Origin of the sequence: Luteimonas salinilitoris (assembly GCF_041300785.1) — a bacterium.
In the GTDB taxonomy this organism is placed as follows: Bacteria; Pseudomonadota; Gammaproteobacteria; order Xanthomonadales; family Xanthomonadaceae; genus Luteimonas; species Luteimonas salinilitoris.
In genome coordinates, this window is record NZ_JBFWIB010000009.1 from 126,310 (window position 1) to 144,022 (window position 17,713).

Annotated in this window: 18 protein-coding genes and 1 pseudogene; 9 read left to right on the top strand and 10 right to left on the bottom strand. The window is 69.5% G+C overall.

What is annotated here, in order from left to right; translation table 11 throughout:
• Positions 1-30: 30 nt before the first annotated feature.
• Positions 31-954, top strand: a pseudogene (gene ligD / locus AB5T46_RS14135) (non-homologous end-joining DNA ligase); the annotation flags it as partial.
• 103 nt (positions 955-1,057) lie between these two features.
• Here ligD and AB5T46_RS14140 read toward each other — a convergent pair.
• From AB5T46_RS14140 to glnA, 6 genes are all read right to left on the bottom strand, one after another.
• Positions 1,058-1,432 carry an MmcQ/YjbR family DNA-binding protein gene (locus AB5T46_RS14140; RefSeq protein ID WP_370564657.1) on the bottom strand — a complete coding sequence of 125 codons (375 nt, stop codon included), beginning with the start codon at positions 1,430-1,432 and terminating at the stop codon, positions 1,058-1,060.
• A gap of 264 nt (positions 1,433-1,696) precedes the next feature.
• Positions 1,697-2,461: an N-acetylmuramoyl-L-alanine amidase gene (locus AB5T46_RS14145; protein WP_370564658.1), complete on the bottom strand. Its 765-nt coding sequence runs from the start codon at positions 2,459-2,461 to the stop codon at positions 1,697-1,699.
• A 275-nt stretch (positions 2,462-2,736) separates the two neighbouring features.
• Entirely contained in the window at positions 2,737-4,038 is a 1,302-nt protein-coding gene (locus AB5T46_RS14150; RefSeq protein ID WP_370564719.1) for an ammonium transporter, read from the bottom strand.
• A gap of 139 nt (positions 4,039-4,177) precedes the next feature.
• The gene (locus AB5T46_RS14155) at positions 4,178-4,516 is read right to left on the bottom strand and encodes a P-II family nitrogen regulator (RefSeq protein WP_149195141.1); all 339 of its coding nucleotides are present in this window, start codon (positions 4,514-4,516) and stop codon (positions 4,178-4,180) included.
• A gap of 40 nt (positions 4,517-4,556) precedes the next feature.
• The gene (locus tag AB5T46_RS14160) at positions 4,557-5,258 is read right to left on the bottom strand and encodes a TorF family putative porin (protein ID WP_370564660.1); all 702 of its coding nucleotides are present in this window, start codon (positions 5,256-5,258) and stop codon (positions 4,557-4,559) included.
• 455 nt (positions 5,259-5,713) lie between these two features.
• The gene (gene glnA / locus AB5T46_RS14165; protein WP_370564661.1) at positions 5,714-7,123 is read right to left on the bottom strand and encodes a type I glutamate--ammonia ligase; all 1,410 of its coding nucleotides are present in this window, start codon (positions 7,121-7,123) and stop codon (positions 5,714-5,716) included.
• A 399-nt stretch (positions 7,124-7,522) separates the two neighbouring features.
• Here glnA and AB5T46_RS14170 point away from each other — a divergent pair, with 399 nt between their 5' ends.
• The 7 genes from AB5T46_RS14170 to AB5T46_RS14200 all read left to right on the top strand — a co-directional run bounded on the left by AB5T46_RS14170 (position 7,523) and on the right by AB5T46_RS14200 (position 13,255).
• The gene (locus tag AB5T46_RS14170; protein ID WP_370564662.1) at positions 7,523-7,735 is read left to right on the top strand and encodes a hypothetical protein; all 213 of its coding nucleotides are present in this window, start codon (positions 7,523-7,525) and stop codon (positions 7,733-7,735) included.
• Between the two features lie 316 nt (positions 7,736-8,051).
• Positions 8,052-9,248, top strand: a complete 1,197-nt coding sequence (locus AB5T46_RS14175; RefSeq protein ID WP_370564664.1) for a BaiN/RdsA family NAD(P)/FAD-dependent oxidoreductase — start codon at positions 8,052-8,054, stop codon at positions 9,246-9,248.
• A 123-nt stretch (positions 9,249-9,371) separates the two neighbouring features.
• Positions 9,372-9,794 (top strand): PadR family transcriptional regulator, encoded by a 423-nt coding sequence (locus tag AB5T46_RS14180; protein ID WP_370564665.1) that lies wholly within the window; start codon positions 9,372-9,374, stop codon positions 9,792-9,794.
• A 121-nt stretch (positions 9,795-9,915) separates the two neighbouring features.
• Positions 9,916-10,683, top strand: a complete 768-nt coding sequence (gene arsH, locus AB5T46_RS14185) for an arsenical resistance protein ArsH (RefSeq protein WP_370564666.1) — start codon at positions 9,916-9,918, stop codon at positions 10,681-10,683.
• Positions 10,680-11,444: a metallophosphoesterase gene (locus AB5T46_RS14190; protein ID WP_370564668.1), complete on the top strand. Its 765-nt coding sequence runs from the start codon at positions 10,680-10,682 to the stop codon at positions 11,442-11,444. The genes arsH and AB5T46_RS14190 overlap by 4 nt, the downstream gene beginning before the upstream one ends.
• Before the next feature lie 367 nt (positions 11,445-11,811).
• Positions 11,812-12,606 carry an undecaprenyl-diphosphate phosphatase gene (locus tag AB5T46_RS14195; RefSeq protein ID WP_370564669.1) on the top strand — a complete coding sequence of 265 codons (795 nt, stop codon included), beginning with the start codon at positions 11,812-11,814 and terminating at the stop codon, positions 12,604-12,606.
• Positions 12,607-12,898: 292 nt separating this feature from the next.
• Entirely contained in the window at positions 12,899-13,255 is a 357-nt protein-coding gene (locus tag AB5T46_RS14200) for a DUF1428 domain-containing protein (protein WP_370564670.1), read from the top strand.
• 30 nt (positions 13,256-13,285) lie between these two features.
• Here AB5T46_RS14200 and AB5T46_RS14205 read toward each other — a convergent pair whose 3' ends face one another.
• From AB5T46_RS14205 to AB5T46_RS14215, 3 genes are all read right to left on the bottom strand, one after another.
• The gene (locus AB5T46_RS14205) at positions 13,286-14,551 is read right to left on the bottom strand and encodes an RNA polymerase sigma factor (protein ID WP_370564671.1); all 1,266 of its coding nucleotides are present in this window, start codon (positions 14,549-14,551) and stop codon (positions 13,286-13,288) included.
• 122 nt (positions 14,552-14,673) lie between these two features.
• On the bottom strand, positions 14,674-15,114 hold the full coding sequence (locus AB5T46_RS14210) for a YciI family protein (RefSeq protein ID WP_370564672.1): 441 nt from the start codon (positions 15,112-15,114) through the stop codon (positions 14,674-14,676).
• A gap of 214 nt (positions 15,115-15,328) precedes the next feature.
• The gene (locus tag AB5T46_RS14215) at positions 15,329-15,904 is read right to left on the bottom strand and encodes a hypothetical protein (protein ID WP_370564673.1); all 576 of its coding nucleotides are present in this window, start codon (positions 15,902-15,904) and stop codon (positions 15,329-15,331) included.
• A gap of 236 nt (positions 15,905-16,140) precedes the next feature.
• On the opposite strand from AB5T46_RS14215, the gene AB5T46_RS14220 reads away from it, so the two are divergent.
• Positions 16,141-16,953 (top strand): DUF4377 domain-containing protein, encoded by an 813-nt coding sequence (locus tag AB5T46_RS14220; RefSeq protein ID WP_370564674.1) that lies wholly within the window; start codon positions 16,141-16,143, stop codon positions 16,951-16,953.
• Between the two features lie 138 nt (positions 16,954-17,091).
• Here AB5T46_RS14220 and AB5T46_RS14225 read toward each other — a convergent pair whose 3' ends face one another.
• Positions 17,092-17,706 (bottom strand): YbhB/YbcL family Raf kinase inhibitor-like protein, encoded by a 615-nt coding sequence (locus tag AB5T46_RS14225; protein ID WP_370564675.1) that lies wholly within the window; start codon positions 17,704-17,706, stop codon positions 17,092-17,094.
• Between the last annotated feature and the right edge of the window lie 7 nt (positions 17,707-17,713).

Genomic DNA, 17,713 nt, shown 5'->3' on the forward strand with positions numbered 1-17,713 from the left:
GCCATGCGAGCGCACCCGAGCGCACCGGTCCGACGCCGCGCCGGAGCCATGCGCGATCCTGCCGCCGCGATTGCGGCATCCGGCAACGGAGAGGGCGACATGCGGCTGACCAGCACCGACCGGGTGATGTTCGAGGGCGCGAAGTACACCAAGCAGGACGTGGCGGACTACTACCGCGGGGTGGCGGAATGGCTGTTGCCGGAACTGGCCGGTCGGCCGCTGTCGCTGCTGCGCTGCCCGGACGGCGCCGGCGGCGAGTGCTTCTTCCAGAAACACCATGCCGACAGCCTTGGTGGGCACGTGCACGCGATCGCGCTGCGGCAGAAGAGCGGTGTCGAGCCCTACCTCTACGTCGACGACATCGACGGCGTGCTCGGCCTGGTGCAGATGAACACGCTGGAGTTCCACCCGTGGGGCGCGCGCACCGACGCGCCCGAGTGCCCCGACCGGCTGGTGTTCGACCTGGATCCGGGCAAGGGCGTGCGCTGGCCGGACATCGTCGCCGCGGCGCGCGACATGCGCCGCACGCTGAAGCAGGCCGGGCTGGAGAGTTTCGTGCGGCTGTCCGGCGGCAAGGGCCTGCACGTGGTGGTGCCGATCGCGCCGGGCCCGTCGTGGGACGAGGCGCGCGGCTTCTGCGAAGGCGTCGCGCAGGCGATGGCGGAGCGCGCACCCGAGCGCTACGTCGCCACCATGTCCAAGGCCAGGCGCGGCGGCAAGGTCTTCATCGACTGGCTGCGCAACGCCCGCGGCCAGACCAGCGTGGCGTCGTGGTCGCTGCGCGCGCGCAAGGGCGCGCCGGTGGCGGTGCCGATCCGCTGGGAGCAGCTGGGCAGGATGGCGCGCCCGGACGCCTTCGACCTGGCCGCGGCGCAGCGCCGAGCCACGCGGCTGCGCAAGGATCCGTGGGAAGGCTTCGATACGCTGCAGCAGACGCTGCCGGCACCGGAATGAGCGGACGACATTGCGGCACCGACAGAATGCAACCACGCCCGTAGAGCGGAGCTTGCTCCGCTACGCGGGCTCCGGAGCCGAAGGCAGCGGAGCAAGCTCCGCTCTACGAAGTCGGGACGGTTCGGCCGGTCAGCTGCGCGCGACGCGCCTTGCCCAGTCCCGCCAGCGCCTTGCGGTAGGACCAGTCCACCAGTTCGCGCAGATGCGCGTCGGGCAGGCGGCGCACGTCGACGATGGTGATCCAGTGGTAGCGGCCCAGCCAGCGCGCCGGCTTGATGCCCGGCATGTCGGTGAGCTCGAGGAAGCGCTCGTCCGCCACCTTCAGGCTGAAGCGCCAGCGCTCCGGATCGCTGGTCTTGAAGTGGGCGAAGCGCTTGCCGCCGACGGCATAGACGAGGATGTTGGCCGGTGCGCCGTGCTCGCGGCATTCGGCGCCCGGCAGGCCGGCGCACAGGGCCTTGAGCTGTTCGACGTTCATGGCGGCATGGTGTCACCCTCCGGCCGCGGATGCCTGGGCGATGGCGTAGGAGCGCGCCGTGCGCACGATGCCGCGCCAGGCAGACTTCTCCGTTGCGGTGAGAACAGCCCCGTCGCCACGGGCGGTGCCAATCAATAGCCAAGGCCTTCACGATGGACCAACACCGCACACGTTGGCTCGAGGTGCGGGCGATTCACTGACACCGCCCGTGGCGACGGCCCATGCTTCGCTGCGGCGGAAAGGGCCGCCCGGCGCGGCGCGCTCCTACGGGGAAGCGACGGGCGCCGGGTCCGGCGCCGGCGGCGGTGCGGTCAGCGCGTGCAGGATGCGCAGGTCCTCGGCATCGAGCACGGTGCCGTCCAGGCCGCGGAAACGCAGGCGGAAGGCGCGGACGGTCGCCTCGGGGGCGTCCACCGGATAGCCGATCAGGCGCAGCGCCCGGATCGGGTCGAACCCGGGCGGCGGATCGTCGATCAGCGCCGTATCCGGCCAGATGCCGAAGCCGGACTCGGCCAACCGCCGCCATGGAAACAGGGCGCCGGGATCGATCTTGCGCGTGGGCGCCAGGTCGGCGTGGCCGATCACGTTCGCGCGCGGGATGCGCCAGCGCGTGGTGAGATCCTCCAGCAGCCGCAGCAGCGCGGCGATCTGCGCCTCGGAGAACGGCTCGCGGCCGTCGTTGTCCAGCTCGATGCCGATCGAGGCGGAGTTGACGTCGCTGATCGCGCCCCAGCTGCCGGCCCCGGCATGCCAGGCGCGATGCTCGTCCGCGACCAGCTGGTACAGCGTGCCGTCGTCGCCGATCAGGTAGTGGGCGCTGACCCGCCCGCCGCTGTTGCGCGTGCGCAGGGTGCGCAGGCTGCGCTCCACCGAATCCTGCTCGGTGTAGTGGACCACGATCAATGTCGGCCGGCGCGCGTCGTGGTTGTCCGACGGCACCCAGTGCGCCAGCGGATTGCGCGGCGGCGCGTGCGTGCACGCGGCCAGCGCGACGATGCAGCACGAGAGCAGCAGGGTGCGGAAACGCATGCCGCATTGCACCCGCTTGGCCGGCGGATTGCAAGACGGGGCGTCGCTGCGGTCAGGTGCCGGGTTGTTGAGGGCGCGATGGCACGGCGGGTTCCGTCGCGACTTCCGTCGCTCCCACAAAGATACTGCGCGGCTGGTGGAATCATGTGGGAGCGACGGAAGTCGCGACTGCGACAGCAGGAAACGGGCAGGACCACGCCCAGCGCGCCGTAAAAGAATGCGGGCGGCGGATTCCTCCGCCGCCCGCGTCACCTCGTGGGGGAGGTGGATCCTGCTCAGTACTCGTAGGCGGTCTCGCCGTGCTCGGCGATGTCCAGGCCGGCGCGCTCGTCTTCCTCTTCCACGCGCAGGCCGAACACCAGCTTGGCGATGAAGAACGCCACCGCCGCGACGATGCCGATCCAGACCACCGTCAGCGCCACGCCCATCGCCTGGATCGCCACCTGCGCGCCCATCGAGAAGTCGGCGTCGCCGGTGCCGCCCAGCGCCGGCGCGTGGAACACGCCGGTGAGCAGGGCGCCGACGATGCCGCCGATCGCGTGCACGCCGAACACGTCGGCAGTGTCGTCCGCGCGGAGCATGCGCTTGAGGCCGTTGACGCCCCACACGCACAGCACGCCCGCCGCCACGCCGATCGCGATCGCGCCCAGCGGGCCGACCAGTCCTGCCGCCGGGGTGATGCCGACCAGCCCGGCCACCGCGCCCGAGGCCACGCCCAGCGCCGACGACTTGCCCTTGATCAGCTTCTCGGCCGCCGCCCATGCCAGTACCGCCGCCGCGGTGGCGATCATGGTGTTGAAGAACGCCAGTGCGGCATCGGCGGTCGCCTCCAGGTTGGAACCGGCGTTGAAGCCGAACCAGCCCACCCACAGCAGCGATGCGCCGACGAAGGTCAGGGTGACGTTGTGCGGCTTGAGCGCCTCGCGCCCGAAGCCGACCCGCTTGCCGACGAAGTACGCGCCCACCAGGCCGGCGACGCCGGCATTGATGTGCACCACCGTGCCGCCGGCGAAGTCCAGCGCGCCGCGCTCGAACAGGAAGCCGCCGGCCGCCCACACCATGTGCGCGATCGGCAGGTAGCCGAACGTGAACCACAGCGCCGAGAACAGCATCACCGCGGCGAAGCGCGCGCGCTCGGCGAAGGCGCCGACGATCAGCGCGCCGGTGATGCCGGCGAAGGTGGCCTGGAACGCCACGAACACGTACTCGGGCAGGGCCACGCCGTCGGTGAACGTGGCCGCCAGCGAATCCAGCGTCACGCCCGACAGGAACAGCTTGTCGAGGTTGCCGATCCACGGGCCCTCGCCCGAGAACGCCAGGCTGTAGCCGTACGCCACCCACAGCAGGATCAGCAGCGAGAACACGCTGATCACCTGGATCAGCACCGACAGCACGTTCTTGGCGCGCACCATGCCGCCGTAGAACAGCGCCAGCCCCGGCACCACCATCAGCAGCACCAGGAAGGTCGAGGTCAGCATCCAGGCCACGTCGCCCTTGTCGACGGTCGGCTCGGCGGCCGTGTCGGCGGCGGCGCCTTCGGTCGCCGGTGCGTCCTGCAGCGCCGCGGTTTCCAGCATCGGTGCAGTCGCCTCCTGCGCCAGCACGCCGCCGGCCAGGCCGGCCAGCAGCAACCCGGCGGCGAGCAGCGCCGGCAGGCTCAGTCGGGGCTTCCACCCGGAGAAAAATCGGATCGTCATGGTTGTCTCCTGCGTGGGGTCAGAGCGCGTCGGCGCCGAGTTCGCCGGTACGGATGCGGATCACCTGCTCGAGCGTGGTGACGAACACCTTGCCGTCGCCGACCTTGCCGGTCGCCGCCGCCTTGGTGATCGCCTCCATCGCGCCGTCGAAGGCATCGTCGGACACCGCGCACTCGATCTTCAGCTTGGGCAGGAAGTCGACGACGTACTCGGCGCCGCGGTACAGCTCGGTGTGCCCCTTCTGCCGGCCGAAGCCCTTGACCTCGGTGACGGTGAGGCCGGACACGCCGGCCTCACCGAGCGCCTCGCGCACCTCGTCGAGCTTGAACGGGCGGATGATGGCGGTGATCAGTTTCATGCTGCTCCTCCGGTGGATTGCGATGCCGTCGCCACGGCCGTCAGAACGACTTGGTGACGGCGAGGGTGAAGGTCTCGTCCGGTCCGATCAGGTCGTTGTCGTTGAGCGCGGCGGCGATCTCGAAGCCGTTGTCGAAACCCTTGCTGACGCCGAGCTTCCAGAACGCGTAGTCGGCGCCGTCGTAGCCACTCACCCACTGCTTGCCGACCGCGGCGTTAAGGGTCCAGCTGGGCACGAACTCCCAGTCGGCGGTCACGTCGAGATTGCCGCTGCCGTCGGAATCGGGCAGGCCGAACAGGTCGGTGACGGCGTAGGAGTACTTGGTGCCGAAGATGCCGTAGCTCAGGCCGACGTACAGCTCGGTGGTGTCGGGATCGGTGAAGCCGGGCGGATAGTCGCCGGGGTACCAGTAGTAGATCGCGCCGACGTCGTAACCGAGGCCGCTGTCGCCGAACTCGCCGCCGTAGCCGAGGTACAGGTCGATCTCCACCTGGCTGGAAACGTCGGGATCGGAGTCGGACAGCCAGCTGATGCTGCTGCCCCAGGCGCCGGCATAGAAGCCGCTGTCGTGCGTGTAGTCGATGCCGCCCTGCAGCGCCGGCTCCTCGTTGGTCTGGGTAAGACCGCGGAACAGGTAGTCGCTGGTCAGCGTGACCGACCCGGATACCTCCGCGTGCGCGTGGCCGGCGGCCAGCAGGCCGAGTGCGAACAGCGGTGCAACCGCTCTTGTACGGATCGTCATGACATAGGCTCCCTCGATGAATGGAACCCTCCCCGGTATTGCGTCGTGCATGTGTCCGTTGCCCTGCGCGGCGGCGTGCGCCCCTTGTGCCCGCGCTCCGGTCGGCGGCTCTGCGGCGCCGTGCCGGTAGTGCCTGTCTCTCTCCGCTTGCTCCTGCGTATCGAATTGCCCCGGCGCTTCGGCGAAATCGCCCCGGCCGCCGGTCGCGTCGCGCGGCATTGCGGCCGCGAACCACGGACCCCTTTGCCTTGCCCGTGCGCCGGAAACCGGCGGCCCGGGCGCGATGCGCACCGGGCCGCCTCCCGATCAGACGGTGTAGTACAGCTGGTATTCGAGCGGGTAAGGAAAGGGCGCTTGCGCGGCACTGCCGCGCGTCCTTTCCGAACGCCCGGCGCGCTGCGCCGGGCCGGTCATCCGCCCGTCGGAATCAGCGATGTTCGATCGCGTTCTCATCGTCAGACGGTGTAGTACAGCTGGTACTCGAGCGGATGGGTCGCCGCGCGGAACTTGGTGACTTCCTGCATCTTCAGCGCGATGTAGCCGTCGATGAAGTCGTCGGAGAACACGCCGCCGGTGGTCAGGAACTCGCGGTCGGCATCCAGCGCGTCGAGCGCCTGGTCCAGCGAATGGCAGACCTTGGGGATGTTCTTCTCCTCCTCCGGCGGCAGGTCGTAGAGATCCTTGTCGCTGGGACCGCCCGGATCGATCTGGTTCTTGATGCCGTCCAGCCCCGCCATCATCAGCGCGGCAAAGATGAGGTAGCCCGACTGCATCGGGTCCGGGAACCGCACCTCGATGCGACGCGCCTTCGGATTGCTCACGAACGGGATGCGGCAGCTCGCCGAACGGTTGCGCGCCGAGTAGGCCAGCATCACCGGCGCCTCGAAGCCCGGCACCAGCCGCTTGTAGCTGTTGGTGGTGGAGTTGGCGAACGCGTTGATCGCGCGCGCGTGCTTGAAGATGCCGCCGATGTACCACAGCGCCGTCTGGCTCAATCCACCGTAGCCGTCGCCGGTGAACAGGTTGGTGCCGCCCTTGGCCAGCGACTGGTGCACGTGCATGCCGCTGCCGTTGTCGCCGACCAGCGGCTTGGGCATGAAGGTCGCCGTCTTGCCGTTGCGGAAGGCGACGTTCTTGATGATGTACTTCATCGTCAGCAGCTCGTCGGCCTTCCTGACCAGCGAGTTGAACTTGGTGCCGATCTCGCACTGGCCGGCGTTGGCCACTTCGTGATGGTGCACCTCGACCTCGATGCCGACCTGCTCCAGGGTCTTGCACATCTCGGCGCGCAGGTCGTGCAGCGAGTCGACCGGCGGGGTCGGGAAGTAGCCGCCCTTGATCGTCGGCCGGTAGCCGGTGTTGCCGCCCTCGTACTCCTTGGCCGAATTCCAGTGCGCCTCTTCCGAGTCGACGTGGAAGAAAGTGTGGCCCATCTCGACGCCGAAGCGCACCGAGTCGAACACGAAGAACTCCGGCTCCGGGCCGAAGAACGCCTGGTCGGCGATGCCGGAGGACTTGAGGTAGGCCTCGGCGCGCTTGGCCACGCCGCGCGGGTCGCGCGAGTACGACTGCATCGTCGACGGATCGAGCACGTCGCAGATCAGCACCAGGGTCGGATCGGCCGAAAACGGATCGACGTAGGCGCTGGACGCGTCGGGCAGCAGCACCATGTCGGACTCGTTGATGCCCTTCCAGCCGGGAATCGACGAGCCGTCGAACATCTTGCCGTCCTCGAACAGGCCGGGCTCGACGATCGACTGCGGATAGGTGACGTGGTGCTGCACGCCGCGGATGTCGGTGAAGCGCAGGTCGACGAACTCGACCTTGTGATCCTTCAGCAGCTTTTCGACGTTGTCGATGGACATCGGGAGTTTCAACCTCGGATTGGTGAATGGATGGTCAAGTGCATGCAAGGTGCGTGCCAAGCGCTTTCGATCCGCAAGTAATTGATTTTCAATAACCTTTGTCCCCGACCCCGCTGCATCGACGCACTGCAACCGTGCGCAGCCGGAGGCGCCGCACCATGTTGGTGCGAGGCTTGCCGCCGAGCAACGAGCCCCCGGAAAGTGGTCGGCAGCCAGACCGCCGGCACTCCGGCTCGGAATTTTCCTACGCGCCAGGGCGCACTCCCCCGACTGCCCGCAATGCCCGCCGTCCGCCAAGCTGCTGCGGGCCAGCACCGCCATCCACCGGCGCGCGTGCTGGGGGGACGCAACGTTCCGGCCTGGCGGACAGGCCGTCCGGAACGATCACAGGGGAGCAGGATGGAACGCGCATTGGTGGAAGTGGCTCGGGACGACGATGGCTGGACCATCCGCATCGCCGGCCACGAGATCGCCCGCGGGCTCGAGATGATCGCCGCGATCCAGGAAGCCTCGCGTTTCGCCCGCCAACGGCACGTTGCCACCGGCCGCCCGACCGGCGTGCGGGTGAAATCAATCGCGGGCGACGAGATGCTGGTGGGCACCTGCGGCTGAGGCGGGACTGGAACTCAGTTCATCAAAAGCTGTCCGCCACGGATCAACACGGATCAACACGGATGAACGCAGATGAGCGAAGCCGCAACGCAAAGCGGCTTCTTGCAACCTCACTGGCAGCTTTATCCGCCTCGATCCGCGGCTGAACAGCCTTTTCGAGATGCGCTCTAGAATGGCAAACCGTTCCCGTCCGGCTTTCCCATGCCACTGCCGTCAGCACCGGGTTTTGCGTACCGCGAACGAGTGACGTGGCCTGTCGCTGGATCGGGCGGGCTCCAGCGGCTTCCGCGACGGCACGGATCGGCGGCCTGAAATCATGACCGATACGGGCGCGCGGGACGCCGACGTGGCGGTGATCGGCGGCGGCGCCGCCGGTCTGATGTGCGCGCACGTCGCCGGCGCGCGCGGGTTGCGGGTGCGGGTGATCGAGCGCGCCAACAAGGTCGGCAAGAAGATCCTGATGTCCGGCGGCGGGCGCTGCAACTTCACCAACACCGGCACCACGCCGGCGAACTTCCTGTCCGCGAACCCGCACTTCTGCAAGTCGGCGCTGGCGCGCTACACGCCGTGGCAGTTCCTGGAACTGGTCGAGCGCCACGGCATCGCCTGGCACGAGAAGGAGCTGGGGCAGCTGTTCTGCGACGAGTCGTCGAAACAGATCGTGCGCATGCTGCTGGACGAATGCGCGCACGCCGGGGTGCGGATCGACACGCAGTGCGAGATCGGCCGGGTAGCGGTGGGCGACGACGGCCGCTTCCGCCTGGCGACCAGCCACGGCGACCTGGTCGCGGCGAAACTGGTGGTCGCCAGCGGCGGCCTGTCGATCCCGAGCATGGGCGCGAGCGGATTCGGCTACGAACTTTCCCACCAGTTCGGCCATGCACTGTTGCCCACACGCGCCGGCCTGGTGCCGCTGACCCTCAGCGGCAAGCACCAGCAGCGGCTGGCCGACCTGAGCGGCGTGTCGTTGCCGGTGGAAGCCACCTGCAACGGACAAGGCTTCCGCAACGCGATGCTGATCACCCATCGCGGCGTCAGCGGCCCGGCGATCCTGCAGATCTCCTCCTACTGGCAGCCCGGCGATACGCTGCAGCTGGACCTGCTGCCGGACGCCGACGTACCGGCGCTGCTCGCCCGCTGGCAGGCCGAACGCCCGGCCGCCGAACTGAAGACCCTGCTCGGCGAGGTGCTGCCGCGACGCTTCGCCCAGCGCCTGTGCGAGGTCTGGCTGCCGAACCGGCCGATGCAGCAGTACGCGCCGGCGCAGCTGCGCGGGATCGCGGCGCTGCTGCAGGCCTGGCCGCTGGTGGCCAGCGGCACCGAGGGCTACCGCACCGCCGAGGTCACCCTGGGCGGCGTGGCCACCGACGAGGTGTCCTCGTCCACGTTCGAGTCGCGGCGGGTGCCGGGGCTGCATTTCGTCGGCGAGGTGCTCGACGTCACCGGCTGGCTCGGCGGCTACAACTTCCAGTGGGCGTGGGCGTCGGGACACGCCGCCGGCATGGCGGTGTGATCGCGGCCTGCCGCCTCGCCGGCCCCGGTCGGCGCCATGCCGAGCAACCGCGCACAACTCTGGCCGGATGCGTCCCCCCGACGGAGCTTTGATACCTCGACCATCGAGGTGTATAACGACCGCATGACCCGTCCCGGCAGTTCCCAGCGCGGCGTGCCGCGACCGACGCCCGACTACACCGATCGCGTGTACTGGCAGGGGTCGATCAAGATGTCGCTGTCGAAGTTCTTCGTGCTGCGGGTGCTGCACCGGCAGCCGATGCACGGCTACGAGGTGGTGCAGGCGGTGGCGAAGACCACCCGCGGCTGCTGCAGCCCGACCGAGGGCACGATCTACCCGATGCTCGCCGATTTCGAGGCCGACGGCTGCCTGCGCTCGCGCCTGGAAACGGTGCAGGGCCGCGAGCGCAAGGTCTATGCGCTCACCGAACGCGGACGCCAAGCCTTCCGCACCGCGGTGGCGGCGTGGCTGGAGGCCACCGACTGCATCCTGGCCAGCAAGGCGGCGGCGGAACCGCAGCGCGGCATGAGCGACGAGTGCTGCTGATGGCCGTGTTTTTTTGCCCAGATACATCGCCCATCGAGGTGTCAGCCGGCGATGGACCGAATGCGCGGCCGGGCCGGCCGCGCCTCCCATGTGGAACCCCACCCTTCGAGGCAGAACCGGCATGAGACTCCGTACCCTCCCCGACCCCGATCACCTGCCCGCGCTGCGGGCGCAGCATGCATTGCGGCGGCCGGCCAACGGCCTGGCGACGGGGCCGCAATCGCCGCCGAAGATCCTGCTGCTGTACGGCTCGCTCCGCGAGCGCTCCTATTCGCGCCTGACGACCGAGGAAGCCGCGCGCCTGGTGCGATTCTTCGGCGGCGAGGCGCGTATCTTCGATCCGTCCGACCTGCCGTTGCCGGGCCAGATATCCGACGACGATCATCCGGCGGTGCACGAGTTGCGCCAGCTGGCGCTATGGTCGGAAGGGCAGATCTGGTGCAGCCCGGAGCGGCACGGCCAGATCAGCAGCGTGATCAAGGCGCAGATCGATCATCTTCCGTTGAGCATGGGCGGCATCCGCCCCACCCAGGGGCGCGCTCTGGCGGTGATGCAGGTCTCCGGCGGCTCGCAGTCGTTCAACTCGGTCAATACGCTGCGCCTGCTCGGGCGCTGGATGCGCATGTTCACCATCCCCAACCAGTCCAGCGTCGCCCAGGCCTTCCGCCAGTTCGACGAGGCGGGCCGGATGCTGCCCTCCGGCTACTATGAACGCATCGTCGATGTGGTCGAGGAGCTGGTCCGCTTCACCCTGCTGTTGCGGCCGCATGCCGCACAACTGACCGATCGCTATTCCGAGCGCGTGCACGCGGCCGAGCGCGCGACCGCGGCCGCCGCCGACCTTTCGGCGATCGCCATCGCACCGCAGGCGAAAGGAGCCAATGCATGAGCAAGGTCGTCTGGCTGACCGACCCGCACCTGGTCGCCCCGGGGCACGAGCCGCCGCAGGGCGTCGATCCGCTGCCGCGCCTGCGCGCCGCGCTGGCGGAAGCGGCGGCGCTGCACGCGGACGCGGCGCGCATCGTGCTCTCCGGCGATCTGGTGCAGCTGCGCAACCCCGAAGCTTATCGGTTGCTGCGCGAGGAACTGGAACGGGTCCGGATGCCATTCCGGCTGCTGGTGGGCAACCACGACGATCGCGCGCAATTGCTGGACGCGTTTCCGGAGACGGCGACGGTCGACGGCTTCATCCAGAGCGCCGAGGACCTCGGCGACGTGCAGATGCTGTACCTGGACACGCTCGCGCACGACGGCAAGCATCACGGCGAGCTGTGCCCAACGCGCCTGCAGTGGCTCGAGCGGCAGATCGCCGCCGCGGACGAGCGGCCGCTGCTGGTCTTCCAGCACCATCCGCCCTGCGACATCGGCGTGCCGGCACTGGATCGGCTGCGGCTGCTGGACAACACGGGTCTCGCACGCCTGCTGAAAGCGCGCCGCGCGCCCACCCATCTGTTCTGCGGCCATGTGCACCGCAACGTCTCCGGGCGCTGGGCCGGGCATCCGTTCGCGACGCTGAAGAGCCTGCACGTGCAGCTCGCGTTCGACATGCGCCAGCCCAGGCTCGTCTACAGCGACGAACCGCCGGGCTACGGGGTGATCCTCGTCGACGGCGGCGACATCGTCGTGCACCATCGCGACCTGCCGGCCTGAGGCGCCGCCGGCGGCCGCGGCGACGGCCTCGATCTCGAACAGCATGCCGTCCAGCGCCAGCCGCGGCACCGGGATCAGCGTGCACGCGGGCCTGTGGCCGGCGAAGGCCGCTTCCAGTTCGCTGCCGAACAGGTGCAGCCGCGCTTGCCGGCCAAGAACATCCGGCGGCCGGCGACGTCCAGCTGTGCGCCGACGGCGGCGGCAAGGTGCCGACGCTGGAGCGGGTGCTGCCCGGCCGCGACCGACGCGGCAGCAAGCGGACCCCGGTCGCGGTTTTCACCATTCCCACGATTGCGCCGGCGGGAAACGGGGAAGGCGACGCGGCTTCTCGCGTATTCTTGCGCCTCCCCCACCGCCGCGAGTCTCCGTGTCCGATCTGCTTTCCGCCCTGCTGCTGGGCATCATCGAAGGCCTGACCGAATTCCTGCCGGTGTCGAGCACCGGGCATCTGCTGATTGCGCAGCACTGGCTGGGCACGCGCTCGGACTTCTTCACCATCGTGATCCAGGCCGGGGCGATCCTGGCGATCACGCTGGTGTTCCGGCAGCGGCTGTGGGCGCTGGCGACCGGGCTGGGGCAACGCGAGAACCGCGATTACGCCCTGAAACTCGCCGCCGCCTTCGCGGTGACCGCGATCGTCGGCCTGCCGGTGCGGATGGCCGGCTGGGAACTGCCGGAGACGGTGACGCCGGTGGCGTGGGCGCTGATCCTGGGCGGCATCTGGATGATCGTCGCCGAGCGGCTCGCCGAACGCCGCGGCGACAGCATCGACGTGACCTGGACCGTGGCGGTGCTGGTCGGCCTGGCGCAGGTCGTGGCGGGCGTGTTCCCCGGCACGTCGCGCTCGGCGGCGGCGATCTTCATGGCGATGCTGGCGGGGCTGAGCCGGCGCTCGGCGGCGACCGAGTTCGTGTTCCTGGTCGGCATCCCGACCATGTTCGCGGCCAGCGCCTACGCGTTCCTCGAGCTGTGGCTGGAACAGGGCCTCGGCGGCGAGGCCTGGGGCGAGGTGGCGCTGGCGTTCACGGCCGCCACCGCCACCGGATTCGTGGTGGTGAAGTGGCTGCTGGGCTACATCAAGTCGCATCGCTACACCGGTTTCGCGGTCTATCGCATGCTACTCGGCGGTCTGTTGCTGCTGTTGATGCCGGCCGGAAGCTGACCGGGGCACCGAGCTTCATCATCCGGCGTCGAGCGGAAATCTGCGCCGCCGCTTCCGGCCGCGATGTCCGCCAACGGCAAGTTCGCTTCACGCAGCGGGTGCGGTGCCGTGGTTCCGTGCCTGCACCGGCTCGGACATCATCTCCACGGCTGTCGAAATCGCGCGCTCCGGATCGTCGCCCAGTGAAGGTAGGCGATTATTTCCCGTCCGGCTCTCCCGACGCGATCGCCTCCGGCCGGTACCCGATCGTCCCACGCGGGCGTTGTGCATCCCCCGAAAACAGGAGCTTCCCATGAGTTACGTCGATGGTTTTCTGCTGGCAGTCCCCAAGGCCAAGCTGTCCGCCTACCGCGCGCTGGCGCGCAAGGCCGGCAAGATCTGGATGGAATACGGCGCGCTGCAGTACGTGGAGTGCGTGGAGGACGACGTGCAGCCGGGCAAGGTCACCTCCTTCCCCAGGGCGGTGAAGCTGAAGGAGGACGAGGTGGTGGTGTTCTCGTACATCGTCTACAAGTCGCGCGCGCAGCGTGATCGCATCAACAAGAAGGTGATGGCCGACCCGCGCCTGGCCGGCATGGACCCGAAGACGATGCCGTTCGACGGCAAGCGCATGATCTGGGGCGGGTTCAAGGGCATCGTTGAGATGTGACCGCGCGCCGCGCCGCCGCTGCGGGAGCGGTCAGACCTGAGCCGCACTGCGCGCGGCGCGCTCCAGCAGCAGCCGGCGCTCGGGCTCGTTGCCGGCAAGCGCGGCTGCGCGCTCGAACTCGCTTTTCGCCTCGGCGTGACGATCCAGCTTGGCCAGCAGGTCGCCGCGCACGGCGGGCAGCAGGTGATAGTTCGCCAGCGCCGCCACCTCTCGCAGCTGGTCGGCCAGGTCGAGGCCGGCCTGCGGGCCATGGGCCATCGCCAGCGCGACCGCGCGGTTGAGTTCGATCACCGGCGAGGGCACCAGCTCCGACAGGGTGTCGTACAGGGCGACGATGCGCGGCCAGTCGGTGGCCTCGGCGCTCGGCGCACGCGCGTGGCAGGCCGCGATCGCGGCTTGCAGCGCGTACGGGCCGCGCACGTCCCCGAGGCGTCCGGCGCGTTCCAGCGCCTCCAGGCCGCGGCCGATCAGCAGGTGGTCCCACTTGCCCCGGTCCTGGTCGGGCAGCAGGACCGGGGCGCCGTCGGCGCCGGTGCGCGCGCCCAGCCGCGAGGCCTGCAATTCCATCAGCGCCACCAGGCCGTGCACCTCGGGCTCGCGCGGCATCAGTTCCGCCAACACCCGCCCCAGCCGCAGCGCGTCCTCGCACAGCCCCGGCCGTACCCAATCCTCGCCGCTGCTGGCACTGTAACCCTCGTTGAAGATCAGGTAGATCACGCCGAGCACCGAGGCCAGGCGTTCGGCGAGCTCGTCGCGCGGCGGCAGCTCGAACGGGACCTGCGCTGCGCCGAGGCTGCGCTTGGCGCGCACGATGCGCTGGGCGACGGTCGGCTCCGGCAATAGGAAGGCGCGCGCGATCTCGGGCGTGGTCAGCCCGCCCAGCAGGCGCAGGGTCAGCGCCACCTGCGCCTCGGTCGACAGCACCGGGTGGCAGGCGATGAAGATCAGCCGCAGCAGGTCGTCGCCGATCGTGTGGTCGAGCGCGGCCTCCTGCTTCGCGTCGATGTCCTCGCGCTCGGACTCGAGCTCGTAGGCGAGCTGTTCGTGCTTGCGGTCCAGCAGCTTGTGCCGGCGCAGACGGTCGATCGCGCGGTGCTTGGCGGTGGCCATCAGCCAGGCACCGGGGTTATCCGGGACGCCCGAATCGGGCCAGCGTTCCAGCGCGACCACCAGCGCGTCCTGCGCCAGCTCCTCGGCCAGATCGATGTCGCGCACCATGCGCATCAGCCCGGCGATCAGCCGGGGAGACTCGATCCGCCAGACGGCATCGATGGTCTTGTGGACATCCGTGGTCATGGCGCGCGATCACAGCATCATCTCCGGGTCGGGGCAAGGGCCATTCGTCGTACGCCCGCCGCCACGGCACCGCCCCTGGCCGGCACCGACGGACGGCCGCGCCGTCACGGCGCGGCGATCGCTCACGCCACGCGCCCGTCGCGCTCGCGCGAGGACGCGGCGCACCCGCCCGGTCCGGCGCTGCGCGCATCGCCGAAGTCCTCGGCCTCGAACACCGGCCGGATCTCGATTTCGCGGATCTCGATCCCGGTGTCCCCGCGATGCGGATTGGGGCAGCGCTTCACCCACTCGATCGCCTCTTCCAGCGACCGGACCTGGAGCAGCCAGAAGCCGGCGAGCAACTCCTTGGTCTCGGCGAACGGACCGTCGATCACGGTCCGCGTCGCGCCGGAAAAGCGCACCCGCACGCCCTCCGCGCTCGGGCGCAGGCCTTCGGCGGCGAGCAGCACGCCCGCCCTGGCCAGCTGTTCGTTGTATCGGCCCATCTCTGCCAGCAGCCGTGCGTCCGGCATCACGCCGGCTTCGCTGTCGCCGGTCGCCTTCACCATCACCATGCAGCGCATGTCGTTTCTCCCGCGGTCGCTCGCGAGCCGCCGCACCGACGGTGCCGGCACGGCGGCCGCTCATCTGGACGACGAACGACGCGCGTCGGGATCGACAGCGCGATGGCGATGGGCGCCCGCGTCCGGCGGCGAAAGGTGATGGTGTTCCGGTATGACGCGGACCGGCGGATCGCGCGGCCCGCGTCGCGGCGACTTTCGGCGGCGTTAGCAGGCCCTAGCGTCGGATCGCCAGGTACGGTGCGGCCACGAATGCCCGGGTCCCGGAGGTGGCGGCATCGAACGCCTGGCCGCTGATCCTGCCGAGATCGTCGATGTCATTGGCGACGGTGAGCACCATGCCATCGGGCACCGACACCAGTGCGTTGAGATCCTGCATGGCGCCGTTCTGCCAGAGGAACGCCCGGCAACCGCCGGTGCCGCAGGAGGTCCCCACCACCTGCCGCCGTGCGTTGATGCCGGTGGCCTGGCTGTCGTCGTCGCCGTCCAGCATCCCGAGATTCCTGACGGGCTTGCCGCGGATCCACAGGAACGCGCGCGGGTTGAAGTCGCTGCCGTCGTCCGCGGATGCGTTGGCGAAGCCGACCACGTCGCCGCGTTGGTTGATCGCCATCGGCGTGTTCCAGGCGACGCCGCCAAGATCGCCGATCTCGATCGGTTCGCCGTTTTCCCAAAGCACCGAACTGATCGCGCTGCGCCGTCCGGCGGCCTGGTCGCAGACGCCGGAGATGCCGACGACCTGGCCGCGATCGCCCGGGAGTTCGCGCGGCAGCGCGTTACGCGTGCGCTGCACGTGCGTTATCCGCCGGACCGGCGGCGATTACTCGCCGTTTTCGGACAGCATCACCCCCGCTTCGCAACCACCGCCGCGGCTCGTCGATGGTGCCGACCGGCGGCGATGCCGGCGGGCGCCGCGGTCCGGGATCCGTGAACGAATGCGGACGGGCGGAACGGCGAGCGCAACCCCGTGAGCGGAGCTGCTACGTTCAACCTGTTACGTTCGACCCGCCTCCTTGTCCGGGAACCGCCATGACACGCCGCCTGCCCCTGTCGCTGCTGCTGCCGTTCGCCCTCGCCGCTTGCGCGCCCGCCGATCCACCCGCCGCATCTGCACCTGCTCCTGCGTCCACACCCGCTACGGCGGCGGCGGCACCGGTCGGCGGCGACCGGCTCGAGGCCTACCACTGGCGCCTGCGCGACGCGGTCGCCGCCGACGGCAGCCGCATCGATGCCCTGTTCGCCAGCGCCGAACGTCCGCTGCAGCTGGATTTCGCCGATGGCCGGCTGGGCGTGTCGGGCGGCTGCAACCGCATCGGCGGCAGCTATACGCGCGAGGGCGACACCCTGCGCGTCGGCGAACTGATGCAGACGTTGATGGGCTGCGACCAGCCGTTGATGGCGCAGGACGCCGCCGTCAACGCGCGCCTGCAGGGCGAACTGCAACTGCGGCTCGACGACGGCGATCCGCCGACGCTCGCCCTCGCCACGGCCGACGGCGACCGCCTGCGCTTCGAAGGCGCCGCCACCGCGGACACCCGCTACGGCGGCGCGGGCGAGACCGTGTTTCTCGAAGTGGCCGCGCAGCGCGTCGCCTGCAACCATCCGCTGATCCCGGACATGCAGTGTCTGCGGGTGCGCGAGGTGCAATACGACGTGCAGGGCCTGAAGGCCGGCGCGCCGGGCGAATGGCAGCCGCTGTACGAGGAGATCGAGGGCTATACGCACGAGCCGGGCGTGCGCAACGTGCTGCGGGTCAAACGCTACGCGATCGAGAACCCGCCGGCCGACGCGTCGTCGATCGCCTACGTGCTCGACATGACGGTGGAATCGTCCGTCGAATGACGGCGGCCGGCAGCGCACTTCGGTCCAGCGCAGAGCCCGCTTTCGTAGGAGCGCGCCATACGACAACGACGGATCGTCGACCAAGACGCCCACCGCAAGAGCGCGCGGACGATCCGGCCGATCGTTCCGGCGTCGCGGTCATCCCTGCGCGTCGGGGTTGAGGGTATAGGTGCCGTACACGGCGGCCTCGGCCAGCACGTGGTCGTGCATCGCGGCAAACACGTCGCCGGCGGTGAACGTCTCCGGCAATACGAGGCGTTCGACGTCGAGCGCGAACAGGCGGAAGAAATAGCGGTGCGTGCGCAGGTCGTTGGACGGCGGATACGGACCGTCATAGCCGAAGTACTCCCCGCCCATGGCGTCGTCGCCGGCGAAGAACTTCGTGTAGTCGTTCAACCCCTGGCGCGCGCCCGCGGGTCCGGGCGGATTGCGCTTGCCGCCCTCGGTGGCGCCGTCGCTGCAGCTGCCCGCCGCGATCTCGCGCACGTCGGCGGGAATGTCGGCCATCACCCAGTGGTTGAACTCGGTGCGCGGCTGCTCGGCGGGAATTTCCACCCCGGCCTTGTTCACCATCTCGCCCACCGTCGGCACATCGGGATCGATGCACAGCAGTGCGAACCCGCGCGTGCCTTCCGGCGCCTCGTCCCAGGCCAGGTGCGGATTGCGGTTGCCGCCGAATCCGTCCGGCGTGCCCAGCGCGAACTCGGACGGGATCGGCCGGCGGTGTTCGAAACTGTCGCTGCGGATGCGCATCGCTGCC

Bases quoted from the DNA above. Each gene is read 5' to 3' on its own strand.
- AB5T46_RS14140 (WP_370564657.1), bottom strand. From the start codon at position 1,432: ATGAACGTCGAACAGCTCAAGGCCCTGTGCGCCGGCCTGCCGGGCGCC.
- AB5T46_RS14145 (WP_370564658.1), bottom strand. From the start codon at position 2,461: ATGCGTTTCCGCACCCTGCTGCTCTCGTGCTGCATCGTCGCGCTGGCC.
- AB5T46_RS14150 (WP_370564719.1), bottom strand. From the start codon at position 4,038: ATGCTGGAAACCGCGGCGCTGCAGGACGCACCGGCGACCGAAGGCGCC.
- AB5T46_RS14155 (WP_149195141.1), bottom strand. From the start codon at position 4,516: ATGAAACTGATCACCGCCATCATCCGCCCGTTCAAGCTCGACGAGGTG.
- AB5T46_RS14160 (WP_370564660.1), bottom strand. From the start codon at position 5,258: ATGACGATCCGTACAAGAGCGGTTGCACCGCTGTTCGCACTCGGCCTG.
- glnA (WP_370564661.1), bottom strand. From the start codon at position 7,123: ATGTCCATCGACAACGTCGAAAAGCTGCTGAAGGATCACAAGGTCGAG.
- AB5T46_RS14170 (WP_370564662.1), top strand. From the start codon at position 7,523: ATGGAACGCGCATTGGTGGAAGTGGCTCGGGACGACGATGGCTGGACC.
- AB5T46_RS14175 (WP_370564664.1), top strand. From the start codon at position 8,052: ATGACCGATACGGGCGCGCGGGACGCCGACGTGGCGGTGATCGGCGGC.
- AB5T46_RS14180 (WP_370564665.1), top strand. From the start codon at position 9,372: ATGACCCGTCCCGGCAGTTCCCAGCGCGGCGTGCCGCGACCGACGCCC.
- arsH (WP_370564666.1), top strand. From the start codon at position 9,916: ATGAGACTCCGTACCCTCCCCGACCCCGATCACCTGCCCGCGCTGCGG.
- AB5T46_RS14190 (WP_370564668.1), top strand. From the start codon at position 10,680: ATGAGCAAGGTCGTCTGGCTGACCGACCCGCACCTGGTCGCCCCGGGG.
- AB5T46_RS14200 (WP_370564670.1), top strand. From the start codon at position 12,899: ATGAGTTACGTCGATGGTTTTCTGCTGGCAGTCCCCAAGGCCAAGCTG.
- AB5T46_RS14205 (WP_370564671.1), bottom strand. From the start codon at position 14,551: ATGACCACGGATGTCCACAAGACCATCGATGCCGTCTGGCGGATCGAG.
- AB5T46_RS14210 (WP_370564672.1), bottom strand. From the start codon at position 15,114: ATGCGCTGCATGGTGATGGTGAAGGCGACCGGCGACAGCGAAGCCGGC.
- AB5T46_RS14220 (WP_370564674.1), top strand. From the start codon at position 16,141: ATGACACGCCGCCTGCCCCTGTCGCTGCTGCTGCCGTTCGCCCTCGCC.
- AB5T46_RS14225 (WP_370564675.1), bottom strand. From the start codon at position 17,706: ATGCGCATCCGCAGCGACAGTTTCGAACACCGCCGGCCGATCCCGTCC.